Genomic DNA, 16,324 nt, shown 5'->3' with positions numbered 1-16,324 from the left:
TCTAATCGAAGTAAACCGATAACTAGCCCCTCCTAAGCCCCTTACAAGCCCCTACCAAGTAATAAATCACTAAGAAAAAACATAACAAAACAAAAACACCAACAAACACCGTAGTAGTAGTCAAAAAAATTTGAAATAACACGCCAAAAACCCTGCCATCCTCCCATATATATTATGAAGGGGCTTTTACTTTTGAACGGAGACGGGAGGAACTTTGATGGCGGTGTATCGTAATGTGCAGGTGAATTTTTGGCAGGATGATTTTGTTTTGGATTTGACGCCGGAGGAGCGGTATTTTTATGTTTATTTATTAACTTGTTCGAAGACGACGCAGTGCGGGATTTTTCCTTTTCCGAAGCGGTTAGCTGAGATGGAGACGGGTTATAATCGGGAGACTGTTGATAAGCTTGTGCAGCGCTTCATTGATTATGGGAAGATTCTGTATGATGCGGATACACGGGAGTTATTCGTTTTGAATTGGCTTCGTTATAACCCTGTGACGAATACGAATGTGGAGAAGTGTGTGCTTCGTGAGCTGAAGGGTGTGAAGAATAAGGAGTTTGTACATATGTTTCTTCAGAAGTGCGTAGAGGAGGAGCTGAATGTTCCGATGCTTTTAGCGCATTTCGGTATGCCGAGTGATTTGGCTGTGGATGATGTTGAGCCAGTTTGTGAGGAGACAGAGGCGGAAGAAGAGGTTATAGAGGAAGAAACGGGAAGTCGTGTGTTTTCTTTTTATGAGCAACATTTCGGTAGTTTGTCTCCTTTTGCGGTGGAGGAACTGAGTGCGTGGATGGAAGATTTGTCAGAGGAGCTTGTGCTGAAGGCTCTTCAAATTGCGTTTGAGAATAATAAGCGGACGATTGCTTATGTGAAGGGGATTTTACGCGATTGGCATGGGAAGGGATTTACGAAAGTGTGTGAGGTTGAGGCGGATACGGCGAGCTTTAGGAAGAAGGAGTCGTCTGTTAGTACGGGGGAGACGGAGGAGTTTTTGGCGAGGTGTGAGGAGTGGGAGAAGAATGCGCCGTCTGAGGAAGAGTTGCAGCGCTTTTTAGCGGAGCGCGGGTGGCGGCCATGAGTATTCAAAATGTGGAGGCGGAAAAGACGGTGTTAGGTTCTCTATTAATTGATGGAGAGCTTATTAAGGAGTGCCGTTTGACGGAGCAGTATTTTTCTCTGTCAGTGCACAAGTCTATATTTCAGTTAATGCGGAAAATGGAAGAAGAGGGAGAACCGATTGATCTTGTGACGTTCATTTCTAGGGTAGATCCGAAGTTTTTAGAGGGGATCGGGGGAATGGAATATTTTATAGGGTTAATGGATGGTGTGCCTACAATTGCTAACTTCTCTTATTATGAGGGGCTTGTTCGAGGTGCCTGGAAAATGTATCAGGCGGGTGTTCTCGGGCACAAGATGGGAGAGCGTCTTATTACGGAGAAGAATGAGAAAATTATCGGTGAGACGATTACGGCACTTTGTGAGTTAGAGGAGAAAGACTCTGTATGTAAGTTTGATTTGAAGGATGCGCTAGTTGATTTATATGAAGAGCTTCATCAAGATGCGAAAGAGATTACTGGTATTGAGACTGGTTATACATCGCTCAATAAAATGACGTGTGGACTTCAGGAAGGTGATTTTGTCGTTCTTGGTGCGCGTCCTTCTATGGGGAAGACTGCGTTTGCGCTAAATGTTGGAATGCATGCGGCGAAGTCTGGATCGGCGGTTGGATTGTTTTCATTAGAGATGAGTAATAAGCAATTGTTAAAAAGGATGGCGTCTTGCGTAGGTGAGGTGTCAGGAGGTAGGCTGAAAAATCCGAAGCATCGTTTTGCGATAGAGGACTGGGAAAAGGTGAGTAAGGCATTTGCGGAGATTGGTGAACTGCCATTTGAGATTTACGACAATGCAGGTGTTACGGTGCAAGATATTTGGATGCAAACTCGTAAGTTAAAGAGGAAGCATGGGGAGAAAAAACTTTTAGTCATTGTAGATTACTTGCAGCTTATTACGGGCGATCCGAAGCATAAGGGTAATCGATTTCAAGAGATTAGTGAGATTTCTCGTAAGCTTAAGGTATTGGCGCGTGAATTAAATGTTTGTGTAGTGGCGTTGTCGCAATTGTCTCGTTCGGTAGAAGCACGTCAAGATAAGCGACCTCTTTTATCTGATTTAAGAGAGACCGGACAAATTGAGCAAGATGCGGATGTCATTATGCTTATGTATCGTGAAGATTATTACGATAAGGAAACGAAGCAGAAAGAGATGACGGAGATTCATGTGGCGAAGCATCGGAATGGACCTGTGGGGAGTTTTAAGCTGAGGTTTTTGAAGGAGTTTGGACGGTTTGTGGAGGGGAAATAGTTGAAAGACTTGAGTATGACTTTGCAAATAAAGCATAAGTTTTTCAGTTCATTAACTTATGCTTTATTCTTTGATTCTTTGAATATCTTTCTTATTTCCCCATAAAGAAAGATCGTCTCTCTGCAGTAATCCATTGCTCCAAGTCGTCTTGGCTACGTCGGACAAGTCGATTTACTAAAACATCGTGCCATACATAATCCTCTAGTAAGTATATATGAACGGGGTCATCTGTATAAAAAGCAATATTACGCTCTTCAATTGATGGTCCGTAAATCATTTCTTTAGAATCTATCGATAAAATAAACCAATGTTCTGTAGAGAGGGTTTCTGTATAAGGTGTGATACGATGAGCTTCTAGATTTTTAATTGGGTTTTCAACATGTAAGGTAATACCTTGTACTGAAACTGTATTAGCTACCTCACATAGTTCCTCTTTTAACGCTTCATACATCTCATCCCACATTGAAATGACAATACGTTGTTCTGCTTTTTTTATTAGTGCCTGACAATAGCTAATGATTGTTTTGTTGTCTTTTAAAGTAATTACTCGATTATCCGTTTTTTCCTCAGAAGTTTCTAGTTTCTTTAATGAATCACTAATTCCTTCATAAGTAGACTGCCATTCTGATTGCGCCTTCTGTAAAAAGATTTCAACAGGTAGAGGTGAATAGCGGGTGGTGTCATTTATTTCTTCTTTCATGACAATTCCTTTTTCTACAAGGTTACCTAAAATCTCATAAATTCGCGCTCTTGGGACACCCGAATCTTTACTCACTTGATAGGCTGTGACAGGCCCCTGTTTAACAAGAGATACATAAGATTTAGCTTCATATTCATTGAAACCAATTTTTTTAAGCTGTTGTACTATGTAGTCCACTTTTTTCTTCCTCCGATGATTGCTTTTATCCCGCTTTAACGGGCAGTAAGACCCCCACCTCAAAATTCAGCGGAAGCAAAGAAGTTAGGTGGGGATTAACTGCCCGTAAAAGCCCGATTGGTTCAACTAATAATCAGTGGGGATGAACAAAACCCCCCACTGATTAAAGTTTCACTTTATATTTCAACGTTACAATAACTCTTTACATTTAGCAAATTTGTAGTTACTATTACAATAGTGACTAAATGGGAGGCTACTAGTATGGATTTGTATTTAGACCCATCTATATTAATTATTTTGATTGTTTTTGGATTTGTAGCTGCATTTATTGATTCAGTTGTAGGCGGTGGTGGACTCATTGCTTTACCAGCTTTATTATTTACAGGACTGAATCCAGCAAGTGCAGTAGCTACGAATAAACTAGCATCGACAATGGGAAGTGCAACTAGTAATATTGTGTTTTATCGTTCTGGTAATCTTGATTTGAAATCGGCGTTTAAATTAGTTCCGCTCACTTTCATAGGTTCCATAATAGGGGCATGGACCGTTCATTTAATGAATCCAGAAGTACTGAAGCCGTTGATGCTGATTATGCTTGGTGCGGTCGCTATTTATACGATATTCAAAAAGGATTGGGGTAGTATTTCCACTCATAAGAAATTGTCTGGTCGACACGTCATTATTTTTACTTTCTTTGTTTTTGCTATTGGTTTTTATGATGGATTTCTAGGTCCTGGCACAGGTTCGTTTTTAATGTTCGCTCTTTTATTTATTGGGTATGATTTTTTAAAAGCCGCAGGTAATGCAAAGCTTCTTAATTTAGGAAGTAATGTTGGTGCATTGTTGATGTTTATGTACGTAGGGCAAGTAAACTATGCGTATGGTTTTATAATGGGGATTGCTCAAATTGCTGGAGGGATTGTTGGCTCCAAATTTGCTATAAAAAAAGGAAGCGGGTATGTTCGTGCCCTCTTCATTACAGTAACTTGTTTATTGTTAGCGAAAAATCTGTATGACTATGTGCAGTAAGTAATGTAGAAAAGGTTAACCATGGAGGTTACATAAATATAATAATTTCTTGTAACATATTTTAGATGCTACCTTATTCGAAGGTAGCATCTAAAAAAATTAAGGTAAGAGGGTGAAAATAATACAAACGAATATTTTCGGGGTATGTTTATGTACTTTAGCGAAATAACTATTCCATATTCTTCTTATAATTAACCCGCAACACCCCCTTAAAATCCACCTCAGCAATCAATACACTTACTAATATAAGTGTCGCGCCTAAGTATCCTTTCCCAGTAAGCGTTTCACCTGTAAAAACGAAAGCGAACCCTGCGGAAAAGACAGGTTCTAATGAGAAAATAAGTCCTGTATGTGTAGGCGTCGTGTATTGCTGGGCGATAACTTGCACGATGAATGCGACTGCGGTGCAAAATATACTTAAGGCTAGGATGATTAGCCATGAGTTGGTTGTGCTAGGCAGTTTTGGCGTTTCGATAATGAATGAAAAAATAAGACTAAATAGGCCGACGAAGCCGAGTTGTATAACTCCAAGTGCAATGGAATTCACATGTTTCGTTACACTTCCAGTAATGATGACGTGGATCGCATAAAACAGGGCAGATAGTATGCAAAATATATCGCCGTTACCGATTTTGAATTCGCTCGTTAATGTTAATAAGCCGATTCCTATTATCGTTAAAATGATTCCCACCATAACTTTCTTTTCCGGAATGTGTTTTAAAAATATAGCTGATAATATTGGAATGAAAATGACTGTGAGACATAGTAGGAAACCAGCATTAGAAACACTCGTATACTTTGTACCGAAAGTCGCGAAAATGTAAACGATAAATAAGACAGAAGCGAGTATAAATGCATATTTTACAGTTTTAAAATCAACTTTGAATAAATGTTTGTAAAATATTAAACCTGATAAAAGAAAAGCGATAATAAATCGTAATGCGATTAAATTATATTCTTCTATGCCATCAAGTCCAAGTTTTGTAAGTAGGATGGATGCACCCCAAAAAAATGTAACTAGTAGTAACATTAAATCCGCTTTTAATTGTAGTTTCATTTCTATTCCCTCGTTATGTATAAATTTTATAAGCCCATACCCCTATCCCCATTATTCATTTTAATATTAATTCTGAATATTTGTAACTTAAATTTATCGACGTTTTATTCCATAAAAAAAAGAGGCTGTTTATAAAACAGCCTCTATGTATCTGAAAATCCGAACCTTGACTAAAGATTATGTAGAATCTCTGAACCTTTTCTTGTTAAATGAATCCCTGCTCTACCTCTTTTTATTTCCACATACCCTTTCATTTTCAGGAAGTTCAACCGATGTCTTACCTGTGCCTCAGTTAATTTCATTTCGACTTCTTGGCTCTTTTCAGAAATAATTCTTCTTCCGATTGCTTTTCCTTTTTCTTCATAATTCATGATGAGCGTAAGGATGAAAAGGGATTCTTGATCAAGAGCGTTTGAACTTGAAGAAAAGGGTGTTATACTCTCGGCTTGGTCGCTATCTGTTTTGCTAGGTGGAGGCTTTTGAAAGTAATGTTGATTAGGCAAATCATTTTTTGTTATTTGGTTTCCGGTACGGACAGCAAGCATATAATCTATCGTATTTTTAAGTTCTCTTACATTTCCGTACCATGGATATCCTTGCAGTTCTTCAATTAGTTCTTGTTCAATTTTGACTTTAGGGTCCGATAGCGCAACAAAATGTTTAGCTAATAATTCAATGTCATTTCGGCGCGCCCTTAATTCGGGAAGGTGTATAAAGAGTACTTTAAGCCGATGGTATAAGTCTTCTCTAAACATATTTTCTTGAATCATTTTCAGTAGATCCTTATTGGTTGCTGCAATAATTCGGACGTCTATCGGGATAATTTGGCTTCCGCCAACGCGCATGATCTCTTTTTCCTGCAATACTCGAAGGAGTCGTGCTTGAAGTTTCAGGCTAATATCTCCAATTTCATCTAAAAAAATAGTGCCACCATTTGCTTGTTCAAATAAACCCATTTTCCCGCCTTTTTTTGCTCCGGTAAACGCTCCGTCTTCATAACCAAATAATTCACTCTCGACTAAATCATCCGATAAAGCACTGAAGTTAACAGCAAGAAAAGGGCCGTTATTTCGCTGGGAAGCGTTATGAATAGCACTTGCAAACAACTCTTTTCCGGTACCACTTTCACCCTCAATTAATACAGTTAAATCCGTCTTAGCTAACCTTTTGGCAATTTGTTTCGTGTCTTGGATTGTAGAGCTAATCCCAACGATGTTATGAAAATTGTATTTTGCTACATAACCTTTTTTGACAAATTCTTTTCTCAATTTCCGTTCAAATCCGATGGTCTTAAGGGCATTTCTAAAAGTAACAATAATCGATTGATCATTTATATGTAGGCGTTCCACTATTACATCCAAGCCGTTTACAACAAATATTCCGCTTTCTTGTTGCTTATCTGAAAGGATGAAGTTCACTAAATCGATATTATCAATAATGGCATCAATCGGATGACCAATAGCGTTTTTACTTTTTATTTTCAGCATGCTTTCTAAGAATTCATTAAAGACAACAATTCTTCCTTCATAATCAATAGCTAGTATGCCATCACCAACACCATCAATAACTTGATGAAGTTGTCGATGAGCTTTAGCTAAATTCTTTGTTAAATCTACTATTTTTCGATAGTATCTCTCAGAAACGTGATTACCTGATTCCTCCATTAAATGAAATCGATCTAGAATGGACATGATTGTCGTAATATCTATTAATCTATGACCGATATTAATTACTTTTTCTACAAAATCAGGGATAATTTCAAGTTCGCCAGGTGTGATTGCGAGCTTAATCATTTGTATATTCGTTTTTCCAGGATAGTATGGGACATATTCAATGTGGTTCAGCCCCAATTGACGCATCGTTTCAATGGATTCGTATACTGTTTCATGATTATCATTCACATATAGGGCTTGTGTTCCTTCTGGTAAAAATAAAAGCTGGTCCACGTTTTCGTAATTTAATGTTCGTTTTGCTATTATTACTTCGCAGTTTTCCCCAATAAAGTCTTTCACCGTTTCTATCGTAAATGTATTAGGTAGCACAATTAATGTAGAATGAAATACTTTTGGAATGCTTTCTTCTACAGAAAAACTTTCAATATCTATGAGGTCACCTATCATCTCCGTTAGTTGTTGATGTAGGGCTTTTCGTGTTTCTTTTAAAACGGTGATCAATACAATGTGGTTAGTTTCAAATTTGTTCATAGAGCACCTCTTTAGTTGAATGTAATTGGTCTAAAGTTGGTTATTAATTGGTTGTTATGTAACCAATTAATAACCAATTATAATACATTTCAACATAGTAAACACCGATAAAACGACAAAATATTTAAAGATATGTAAATAATCAATTTAATTTCAATATTGGCACGATATTTGCTTGTATCAATGGTGTGTAAAGAAATAATGAAATGAGTAGAGTCATAATTTACATATTTAATTCTTTACCACTTGTTAGAAAAGGGAGGTTAAGAGTATACAATTTCAGCAGAGAAAGACAACGAAACCATTTAAATTATGAGGTGAGAGAAAATGAAACCACTAATTGGTGTTACGGGGTATTATGTTGATCATAGTGAAATAGGGAAGGAGGGCTTGCGAGGGCTACCAGGTCAAGATATGGCTCTCTTTTCTTATGACTACATCCGCTCCCTTCAAAGGGCAGGTGCAACGGTTGTTCTACTTCCAATTGAGGAAGTGGAACAAATTGAGTCCACACTTAATCAATTAGATGGATTGTTATTGGCTGGTGGCGCGGACATCAATCCAATTTATTACGGTGATACTCCAAAATCATATATAGGCACTGTAGAGGAAGAACGAGATAATTTTGAATTACATTTGGCAAAGCAGGCTTTAGAAAAAGATATTCCTATTCTAGGAATTTGCCGAGGATTACAGGTGTTAAATGTTGCAGCTGGTGGATCTCTTTATCAAGACTTAGAGCACGAGATGGGGCCAGAATATTTCCATGTTCGAGAACAGTTCCGTAAATGGCAAGGCTCTCATTCTGTAGATCTTCTGGAAGAGGGAAAAATTTATGAGGCTATTGGCCAAAAATCTTTAATGGTTAATTCTTTTCACCATCAAGCAGTGAAAACATTAGGAAAAGATTTCGAGGCGAGCGCATGGTCCTTTGACGGTGTAATAGAGGCTATTGAATCGAAAGCTCATCGTTATGTAGCAGCCGTTCAATGGCATCCAGAAATGATGTCGGAAAGGGATGTCTTGCAGCAACGTTTATTTAACCAATTTGTAAATGAAATTAGTAAAAAGGTAGTTACATCCTAGCGTTTTATAAATAAAAGAATTGATGGATAGCTTGGTACGTCATGGTAGTGGGGAAACCAGACTGCCGGCTGCTTGTAAAAGTAATAATCATTGGGGGATGAACAAAACCCCCAATGATTAAAGTTTCATTTTATTGCAAAGGGGATTGGTATATGAGTCAAGTATCAGAAAAGGCGGTTTCATTCGAGCCAGAAGAAAAAAAGGAAAAAAAAGAATGGAAAATAAACGTATTTGCAATGTTACTTGTCTTGTTAGTTATTGCGGCTGTGATTACACATATATTGCCGGCCGGAAAATATGAACAGATTGAAAAAAATGGGTATACAACAGTAGATCCAAATTCATTTAAGTGGATTGAATCAACGCCACTTGGATTTTTTGATACGGTAAAATCTATTCCTACAGGGATGGTAGAAGCCGCTAATATTATCTTTTTTATTCTTATTATCGGAGGTTTTTTTGGTGTATTAAAGGCATCCGGTACAGTTGAGGCTCTTGTTTCAACGATGGCAAAAAAACTTGCTAACCGTGAAAAGTTAATGATTCCTATTATCATGCTGTTCTTTGCACTTGGCGGGTCATTAATGGGAATGGCTGAGGAAGCTTTAGTGTATGTACCTCTATTCATCCCGCTAGCTCTTGCGGTTGGATTTGATACGATAACAGGAACTGCGATGGTACTTGTAGGAGCGTCCGTCGGATTTACAACGGCAATTATGAATCCGTTTACAGTTGGTCTGGCGCAAGGGATAGCAGGTCTTCCTATGTATTCGGGGATGGGGTTCCGCCTCGTTTTATTCGTAGTCATATATGTAATTGCTGTTACATTCGTTTATCGTCATGCGATGAAAGTAAAGAGGGATCCTGCAAGCGGAATTTACGGAAAATTCGATACAAACAAGCAAGACAGCCTACTAACAGCGAAAGTAGAGTTAACAAAAAGACATAAATGGATATTAACGGCCTTTTTAATCAATTATATTATTCTTGTATTTGGTGTTATTAAGTACGAGTGGTATATAAAAGAAATTGCAGCCTTATTTATTATTTTAACTATAATCATTGCAATTCTTGGCAAGATATCTGTTGATGATACAGTAGAATCTTTTACACAAGGATCGGCATCTTTAATCGGGGGAGCTTTAATTATTGGTGTATCACGCGCTATTTTAGTTGTCTTGAATCAAGGGCATATTATAGACCCACTACTGTATCAAGTGTCGGAAGGAATGGAACATATTTCTCCTTTTTTAAGTGTTGTTGGAATGTACAACTTCCAAGTAGCGATTCATTTTATTTTAGCATCAGGTAGTGGTCATGCAATGTTGACAATGCCTATCATGGCGCCACTTGCAGATTTATTGGACATTACACGCCAAACAGCTGTATTATCCTTTTCATTCGCGGATGGTATTGGAAACATTATTTTTCCGACAGGTGGTACGCTAATGGCTGGATTAGCAATTGCAGGAATTTCATGGACAAGGTGGGCAAGGTGGATTCTTCCTTTAATTCTAATTGAATACTCAATCGGTTTAATAGCAGTTATAATTGCTCATCTTATTGGTTATGGTCCGTCTTAATAAAAGGTGGATATGCTTTCAATTATAGAAAGTTCGAATTTGAAGAAGATCGCTAAATAATGATGATAGAAAAGCCCGGTTTAGAAGGGCTTTTTTTCTATGTAAAATTTCATTTGTTTTGTTTACATAATATCTTTACAATCATTTGATAAAATATATGTAACTGCATATTGTGAGGGTGGGTGGTTATCCCTTCTTTCCATTTGGAAGGAAAGGGGGTGATAATATGGAGTTTTTGTTTGACCTTGTAAAAGAATTTGTAAAAGCGACTGTACGTGAAGTTTCAGCGTATTTTTTGCGGAAGCAACTTCTGGATAAGGACAACAAAAAACCCACTCCGCGCCGTAGGAAGCAAAAGGGTGGGTTTCGTAAAAAATAGTAACGTGTAATAACCACCACCCTATACGGTAGCAGTTAAGGAAGAGATGTTAGCGCATCTCTTCTTTTTATTATATGCCATTTTATTTGATGTCATACTTATATAGTATTCTACGGAAAATATAACATATTCCTATTTTGTGGTCAATTTGATCCCGCTTTAACGGGCAGTAAGACCCCCACCTCAAAATTCAGTGGAAGCAAAGAAGTTAGGTGGGGGTCGGGCTGTCCGTAAAAGTCCGATTGGTGAGGGCTGATAATCAGCGGGGGATGAACAAAACCCCCCACTGATTAAAGTTTCACTTTATTGCATGATTGAAAAGGTGTAGTCTTATTCCTCTTCAAACTGAAAAATATCCTGATTAATAAGTTGGTGGAGGTACCTATCCATTTCAGCAGCAGAAACTTTTCTTTCATTTTTAAACCACCATGCGCTTAATGAGGTGATTGCCCCTGAATAAAACTCAATGATTAAATCATTTGGCATCGTATGATTTTTGCGCAGTTGATGTAACGCTTCTATTTCTTGTTTTCTCGTTTCGTGACTTAAATACTGTGTCCGGTTAATAAATTGTTCATCAGACATTTGCGTTTCTAATATTTTACCGATTTCTTCATGGTGTAGAAATTGTTCCATTACTTGAAATGGTTTACTTAATCGATCTGAAACGGGTATTTCAGCAATCATCTTGCTGTATCGTTTAAATCCAAATGCTAATAAAGCATCTTTATCTTCAAAGTGTTTATAAAAGGTTGTTCGGTGTACCATCGCGCGTTCACATATTTGGTTAATTGTGATCGTACTATATTTCTGTTTTGATTGTGTCATTAATTCAAATAAGGAATCCCATAGTAATTTATGTGTACGTCTAATACGTAAATCAATTTGTTTTTCATTATCGTTCATCTACAATTCTCCTTTTTTGTAGATTAAATATACAGTGGCTGAAAATTGATTCTCCCTTTTTAATCTACATATGTATATTATATTACATGTGTTCTGGTGTATTTAAAGTTTTTAGTAAGAAACAGGAGGAGAATTTGCAAATGAATATGACAACTAAGAGCCCAGCAAGTGGCAAAGTTGATACTTCTAATATGAAACATACCCCTATTTTAATTGCATTACTTTTAGGGGCAATGGTTGCATTATTAAATGAAACATTACTTGGTAATGCGTTAACGGTATTAATGAAAGAATTTGATGTAACAGCTTCAACGATTCAATGGCTTTCTACAGCTTACATGTTGGTGGTTGGGGTTTTAGTCCCAATTACAGCGTTACTTCAACAATGGCTCACAACGAGGCAAATGTTTTTGATTGCTATGGTAACGTTTTTAGCTGGTACATTAATTGCGGGATTCGCACCGACATTTTCTGTTTTATTAGTCGGCCGTATCGTCCAAGCAGTAGCGACGGGATTAATTACACCGTTATTAATGAATACGATTTTAATCATTTGTCCACCTGAAAAACGTGGTGCGACAATGGGATTAATCGCACTTGTGATGATGGCAGCTCCGGCAATTGGTCCTACATTATCTGGAGTAATTGTGGATTCATTAAATTGGCGCTGGTTATTCTACATTGTTATTCCAATCGTGATCATTTCAATTATGATTGGGATGAAGTACATTCAAAATGTTTCAGAGTTAACAAGACCAAAAGTAGATTACCCATCAATCCTTTTATCGACACTCGGATTTGGCGGACTTGTGTATAGCTTTAGTGCATCAGGTGATTTAGGATGGTCTGATACGAAAGTGTATGGCGCTTTACTTGTTGGATTTATCTCATTATGTATTTTTGTCGTCCGACAATTAAAAATTGAGAATCCAATTTTAGAATTACGCGCATTTAAAGTCCCGATGTTTACATTATCAGTTGGATTAATCGTCATTGTGATGATGTCGTTATTTTCAACGATGACTTTATTACCGATGTTCCTGCAAACAGTTTTACTCGTTACAGCTTTTAAATCAGGAATCATCATGCTTCCGGGAAGTGTTATTAGCGCCATAATGGGACCAATCGCAGGTAAACTATTTGATAAATTTAGTCCGAAAGTTATTATCGTTCCCGGTATTGTGTTAGTGGGGATAGCAATGTTCTTATTTAAAGGCATTACTCCTGATACATCAATGGTACAAATTATTGTCATGCATAGCGTATTAATGGTTGGACTCATGTTTGTCATGACGGCACAAACATACGGTTTAAATCAATTAACACCAGATTTATATCCGCACGGAACAGCACTGTTTAGCACACTGCAACAAGTAGCTGGCGCAATTGGTACGGCTATCTTTATTTCGAAAATGTCTTCAGGAACAGCTAGCTATATGGAAAGCTCCGCAAATCCAATGGACCCAGTAGAGAAGTTAAATGGTTTAACGTCTGGATTCCAAGGTGCATTTGCACTAGGGTTAGTCTTTATCATTGTTGCTTTTATCGTATCGTTGTTTTTAAAAGAAGAGAAAGAGGGAGTAAAGGCAGCGAGGGTTTTACAGAACGAACATTAAGATTTAAATAAAAAAGACATCTTTAAGAGGTAAAGATGTCTTTTTATATTTCTTTCGTAACACTTGTTTTTGATTTCTTAATACATAAGAATTGGTATGTAAAATATTTGTATTTTTTGAACATGAATAATTATTGAGAATAACGATGCAAAGCTGTGCTAATAACTAAAAGTCCAATAATGAGAGAAAGTGTTCTTATAATAAGTTCTGCCACTAATAGTTCACCAAATGATTTAGTGACATCGTATATAGATCCTGTTATGAGAATAGGTGCAATCATAATTATAATTCCAATTATTATTTGAAGAAGTAGATTGATGTTTTTATTCAAGACAATCACCTCCAAAAAAATAGGGAATGAGAATATGATTTTTTTTGTATTATAAAATGATTATATCGTATTACATTAGACGATGAGAATATTTTTAAATAGTAGAAATTAGAGACTCTTCAATAAAAAGGAATTAAATATGGTATTCTTTAGTTAAGATATGTAAACGAAGACGGGGGAAATGAAGATGGATAAGAAGCTAAAGTATTGGCTAGCATCTATTATAGGGGGAGTAGTACTTGCAACTGGTATGACTTATGGAATATTACAGTTTGCTGAAGTCCCGCTTAAGGGTGAGGACCATGTTTTTGCAGAGGTTAATAAAGAAGACATACTATCGAATGAAGCAGAAGTGAAAGGTTCAAATGCACAACTTCACATTACAGTAACTTCTACTGAAGAAGAAGTTATTTCAGCTATGCATAGCATGACTCATCAAAAAGTAAAAGCGTGTGAAGGAAAGGGAGCAACCCCTATGTCCAAAAAGAATGCAGAGAAAGTAAGAAATATTCTAAACGGAAACAATTTCAAGAACAAAGAAGAGCTATTAGCAATTACTGAAAGATGGGCAAATAGAGATTTTAGTAAAATTGTAGAAGAACATAACTATTTTATTAAACTTCAAAGTGGCAAGATAGGTGAAGCTACAGTGATGGATAAGGTAGACGAGCAAGTATTCTGTCTCAATACTTTCGGTGATGATGTAACGGCCGCATTAATTAAATCAGGAGATCTTCAAGCGCTGTAAGGTGTTTTTTCTCTGATATAAAGAAAGCCTCAAGTATTCATATACTTGAGGCTTTTCCAATGGAAAGATAGGAATGGTCCGAATTCTTTACATTAAGAACAAAGTGGAATTACTCCTAAACCAATTAATAAAGCTGCAGCAACTGCTGGAATTGGTACAGGAATTTGAATACCTTCTACAAATAAGAAATATTGACCACTTACTATTTTAAAACAAACTAATTGCATGGCTATTCCTCCCTTCTTTTAGGATTAATACATTATATTAATTTATCTATCTATTGATATAGTTAAATTATTTATTTTTAAAAATATAGTTAATATGTGAATAGTTTTCGAAAGGACCTGCTCAATCAATGCGGAAAAACATAAGATGAAACGAATCCATTAAAATACATGAGTGAACCTTAGTTTTCCCCTCTTATCTAAAGGAGGAACTATTATGGGTTATGGTGGTAGTTGTGGCGGTTGTGGCTTTTCTGGAGGCTTTGCTTTATTAGTTGTGTTATTCATTTTATTAATCATCGTTGGAGCTTCTTGCTTCTGCTAAAAACTATTGGAAAAGACACTCATATAGAGTGTCTTTTCTTTCGTGCAAAATGATTCCTGACAATAGCCAACTGTATAAAGTATACGGTATACTTTTGCCTCATTAGACATATAAAAATGTTGGAGGGATGTTATGAAACTAGTAGGGAAGCACATTTATATTCGGCTTTATAAAACTGATGATGCTAACGAGTTAGCTAACTTACATATTAGAAATCGCGAATTTTTTCAACGAGTTTGTCCATTGCTCCCAGAAGTTTTTTATACAGAAGAACATCAAAAAATACGTCTTGAACAAGCTCTAAAAAAGACAGCTGAAGGGCAAGTATACCCTTTTGGAATCTTTTTAAGAGAAAATGATAAGCTTATCGGAGACATTTCATTAACTCAAATTGTTAGGGGAGACCTCCAAAGCTGTTATACGGGATTTACTTTAGATAAGGAGCATAATGCAAAGGGCTATACAACAGAGGCTCTTCAACTTGTTGTAGATTTTGCTTTTAGGGAATTAAAGCTACATAGAATTGAAGCAGGAGCGATGCTTGATAATATAGCATCTATTCGTGTATTAGAAAAAGTGGGGTTTAAAAAAGAAGGTATAGCGAAAGAAAATATAAGGATTAATGGCAAATGGACAGATCATCAAATATTAGCTATTATCAATAGTTTGGATGTGTAAGTTTATTTTGATTCCAATAAAGATAATCATGTAACTCTTCAAACTCTACCAACAGTTTTATAGAGACCTTTACAATTTTTCGATCAGAAACTAACCTTACAAGTCTTGAAATTCCACCTAACTCTACAATTACTCTATTTGAAAATTTTACAACTAACCACACTAAGACTCTTATTAGTTTTAGTTTTAGCTTTAGCTTTGTATTTGCTGCGTTCGTCACATTGACTAGTAGAACATTTAAATCCACAACTCCACAAACAATTAGATTAACACCAGGGAGATACAAGGACTTTCTTATTTGAGGATGTTAAATGCCACTTCAGTTAACGCCTCATCAAGGCCATTATTTATCCAACAAACAACATATATTTGTTGTGATAAATCAAATTCATATTACTGTGAGAATAGTGACTATGGTTAGTATTAGTTATTAAAGAGAGCTTTGGCTCTTTTTTATTTTCCTTCGACATAATATGACAATATACGAATTAATAGTTTGGTATTATTATCTAGAAATCTTACATTTATCTACAAATTATTATTGTATTTTTAGATTTTTAAATGTAAAATATTTCAATGTAAATACATACCATTTAGGGGGATAAAGAAATTTATGAAAAAATTATTAGCTTCAGCAACAGCGGTAACACTATTAACAGTGGGGTACAGTTCTTCTGCATTTGCAGCTAAGAGTCCTAATGATACAAAAAACTGTGGTCATTTTAAAAGTCAACAAGATGCTCAAGCATTCTGGGATCAAAATGGATATGGTGTTGGAAATGATCCACACCGTTTAGATAATGATAAAGACGGCATTCCATGTGAAGATTATAAATATCCAAAGAGCACAAATACTACAACAGAAAATAAAGAAACTACTAAACCTCAAGAACAACCTAAACAAGAAAATACTAAAC

General features: G+C 36.4%; 17 protein-coding genes. 11 read left to right on the top strand and 6 right to left on the bottom strand.

What is annotated here, in order from left to right; genetic code table 11:
- The first annotated feature begins 217 nt into the window (after window positions 1-217).
- Together D1166_RS18690 and dnaB are read left to right on the top strand one after the other, a co-directional pair.
- Complete coding sequence (locus D1166_RS18690; RefSeq protein ID WP_097856235.1) at window positions 218-1,081, top strand: DnaD domain-containing protein; 864 nt, start codon at window positions 218-220, stop codon at window positions 1,079-1,081.
- Window positions 1,078-2,364, top strand: coding sequence for a replicative DNA helicase (gene dnaB, locus D1166_RS18685; protein ID WP_118043373.1), 1,287 nt, complete (start codon window positions 1,078-1,080; stop codon window positions 2,362-2,364). The genes D1166_RS18690 and dnaB overlap by 4 nt, the downstream gene beginning before the upstream one ends.
- A 91-nt stretch (window positions 2,365-2,455) precedes the next feature.
- Here the strand turns inward: dnaB and D1166_RS18680 are convergent, their stop codons facing one another.
- On the bottom strand, window positions 2,456-3,241 hold the full coding sequence (locus D1166_RS18680) for a TrmB family transcriptional regulator (RefSeq protein ID WP_097856233.1): 786 nt from the start codon (window positions 3,239-3,241) through the stop codon (window positions 2,456-2,458).
- Between the two features lie 261 nt (window positions 3,242-3,502).
- On the opposite strand from D1166_RS18680, the gene D1166_RS18675 reads away from it, so the two are divergent.
- Window positions 3,503-4,270: a TSUP family transporter gene (locus D1166_RS18675; RefSeq protein ID WP_088361368.1), complete on the top strand. Its 768-nt coding sequence runs from the start codon at window positions 3,503-3,505 to the stop codon at window positions 4,268-4,270.
- A gap of 169 nt (window positions 4,271-4,439) precedes the next feature.
- Here D1166_RS18675 and D1166_RS18670 read toward each other — a convergent pair whose 3' ends face one another.
- Complete coding sequence (locus D1166_RS18670) at window positions 4,440-5,327, bottom strand: DMT family transporter (RefSeq protein WP_097856232.1); 888 nt, start codon at window positions 5,325-5,327, stop codon at window positions 4,440-4,442.
- 170 nt (window positions 5,328-5,497) lie between these two features.
- The gene (locus D1166_RS18665; protein WP_097861694.1) at window positions 5,498-7,531 is read right to left on the bottom strand and encodes a sigma 54-interacting transcriptional regulator; all 2,034 of its coding nucleotides are present in this window, start codon (window positions 7,529-7,531) and stop codon (window positions 5,498-5,500) included.
- 327 nt (window positions 7,532-7,858) lie between these two features.
- On the opposite strand from D1166_RS18665, the gene D1166_RS18660 reads away from it, so the two are divergent.
- From D1166_RS18660 to D1166_RS31325, 3 genes are all read left to right on the top strand, one after another.
- Entirely contained in the window at window positions 7,859-8,617 is a 759-nt protein-coding gene (locus D1166_RS18660) for a gamma-glutamyl-gamma-aminobutyrate hydrolase family protein (protein WP_097856230.1), read from the top strand.
- A gap of 152 nt (window positions 8,618-8,769) precedes the next feature.
- On the top strand, window positions 8,770-10,200 hold the full coding sequence (locus D1166_RS18655) for a YfcC family protein (protein WP_097861695.1): 1,431 nt from the start codon (window positions 8,770-8,772) through the stop codon (window positions 10,198-10,200).
- A 226-nt stretch (window positions 10,201-10,426) separates the two neighbouring features.
- A complete protein-coding gene (locus D1166_RS31325) occupies window positions 10,427-10,579 on the top strand; it encodes a hypothetical protein (RefSeq protein WP_000394754.1) in 153 nt (50 codons plus the stop codon).
- Between the two features lie 330 nt (window positions 10,580-10,909).
- Here D1166_RS31325 and D1166_RS18650 read toward each other — a convergent pair whose 3' ends face one another.
- Entirely contained in the window at window positions 10,910-11,485 is a 576-nt protein-coding gene (locus D1166_RS18650) for a TetR/AcrR family transcriptional regulator (RefSeq protein WP_097856228.1), read from the bottom strand.
- Window positions 11,486-11,625: 140 nt separating this feature from the next.
- Here D1166_RS18650 and D1166_RS18645 point away from each other — a divergent pair, with 140 nt between their 5' ends.
- Window positions 11,626-13,101 carry an MDR family MFS transporter gene (locus tag D1166_RS18645; protein ID WP_097856227.1) on the top strand — a complete coding sequence of 492 codons (1,476 nt, stop codon included), beginning with the start codon at window positions 11,626-11,628 and terminating at the stop codon, window positions 13,099-13,101.
- 130 nt (window positions 13,102-13,231) lie between these two features.
- On the opposite strand, the gene D1166_RS18640 is transcribed toward D1166_RS18645, so the two are convergent.
- A complete protein-coding gene (locus D1166_RS18640) occupies window positions 13,232-13,432 on the bottom strand; it encodes a hypothetical protein (RefSeq protein WP_001038824.1) in 201 nt (66 codons plus the stop codon).
- Between the two features lie 187 nt (window positions 13,433-13,619).
- Here D1166_RS18640 and D1166_RS18635 point away from each other — a divergent pair, with 187 nt between their 5' ends.
- The gene (locus D1166_RS18635) at window positions 13,620-14,180 is read left to right on the top strand and encodes a PRK06770 family protein (protein WP_000358639.1); all 561 of its coding nucleotides are present in this window, start codon (window positions 13,620-13,622) and stop codon (window positions 14,178-14,180) included.
- A 92-nt stretch (window positions 14,181-14,272) separates the two neighbouring features.
- Here D1166_RS18635 and D1166_RS31835 read toward each other — a convergent pair whose 3' ends face one another.
- Window positions 14,273-14,407, bottom strand: a complete 135-nt coding sequence (locus D1166_RS31835) for a hypothetical protein (protein WP_001177693.1) — start codon at window positions 14,405-14,407, stop codon at window positions 14,273-14,275.
- A gap of 214 nt (window positions 14,408-14,621) precedes the next feature.
- Here D1166_RS31835 and D1166_RS18630 point away from each other — a divergent pair, with 214 nt between their 5' ends.
- The 3 genes from D1166_RS18630 to D1166_RS18615 all read left to right on the top strand — a co-directional run.
- The gene (locus D1166_RS18630) at window positions 14,622-14,729 is read left to right on the top strand and encodes a YjcZ family sporulation protein (protein WP_000540375.1); all 108 of its coding nucleotides are present in this window, start codon (window positions 14,622-14,624) and stop codon (window positions 14,727-14,729) included.
- Between the two features lie 132 nt (window positions 14,730-14,861).
- Window positions 14,862-15,407 (top strand): GNAT family N-acetyltransferase, encoded by a 546-nt coding sequence (locus D1166_RS18625; protein WP_000779770.1) that lies wholly within the window; start codon window positions 14,862-14,864, stop codon window positions 15,405-15,407.
- Between the two features lie 613 nt (window positions 15,408-16,020).
- Window positions 16,021-16,324, top strand: a 304-nt coding sequence (locus D1166_RS18615; RefSeq protein WP_133300466.1) for an excalibur calcium-binding domain-containing protein, incomplete at its 3' end; no start/stop codon positions are given.

The sequence above is a fragment of the Bacillus sp. ISO11 genome, from assembly GCF_003458115.1.
GTDB classification, from domain to species: domain Bacteria; phylum Bacillota; class Bacilli; order Bacillales; family Bacillaceae_G; genus Bacillus_A; species Bacillus_A cereus.
Note: the sequence above shows the minus strand (reverse complement) of the source record. Positions and strands in the feature narration are given on the sequence as shown.

Coding starts and splice junctions, on each gene's coding strand:
- D1166_RS18690 (WP_097856235.1), top strand. CDS start 218: ATGGCGGTGTATCGTAATGTGCAGGTGAATTTTTGGCAGGATGATTTT.
- dnaB (WP_118043373.1), top strand. CDS start 1,078: ATGAGTATTCAAAATGTGGAGGCGGAAAAGACGGTGTTAGGTTCTCTA.
- D1166_RS18675 (WP_088361368.1), top strand. CDS start 3,503: ATGGATTTGTATTTAGACCCATCTATATTAATTATTTTGATTGTTTTT.
- D1166_RS18670 (WP_097856232.1), bottom strand. CDS start 5,327: ATGAAACTACAATTAAAAGCGGATTTAATGTTACTACTAGTTACATTT.
- D1166_RS18665 (WP_097861694.1), bottom strand. CDS start 7,531: ATGAACAAATTTGAAACTAACCACATTGTATTGATCACCGTTTTAAAA.
- D1166_RS18660 (WP_097856230.1), top strand. CDS start 7,859: ATGAAACCACTAATTGGTGTTACGGGGTATTATGTTGATCATAGTGAA.
- D1166_RS18655 (WP_097861695.1), top strand. CDS start 8,770: ATGAGTCAAGTATCAGAAAAGGCGGTTTCATTCGAGCCAGAAGAAAAA.
- D1166_RS31325 (WP_000394754.1), top strand. CDS start 10,427: ATGGAGTTTTTGTTTGACCTTGTAAAAGAATTTGTAAAAGCGACTGTA.
- D1166_RS18650 (WP_097856228.1), bottom strand. CDS start 11,485: ATGAACGATAATGAAAAACAAATTGATTTACGTATTAGACGTACACAT.
- D1166_RS18645 (WP_097856227.1), top strand. CDS start 11,626: ATGAATATGACAACTAAGAGCCCAGCAAGTGGCAAAGTTGATACTTCT.
- D1166_RS18635 (WP_000358639.1), top strand. CDS start 13,620: ATGGATAAGAAGCTAAAGTATTGGCTAGCATCTATTATAGGGGGAGTA.
- D1166_RS31835 (WP_001177693.1), bottom strand. CDS start 14,407: ATGCAATTAGTTTGTTTTAAAATAGTAAGTGGTCAATATTTCTTATTT.
- D1166_RS18630 (WP_000540375.1), top strand. CDS start 14,622: ATGGGTTATGGTGGTAGTTGTGGCGGTTGTGGCTTTTCTGGAGGCTTT.
- D1166_RS18625 (WP_000779770.1), top strand. CDS start 14,862: ATGAAACTAGTAGGGAAGCACATTTATATTCGGCTTTATAAAACTGAT.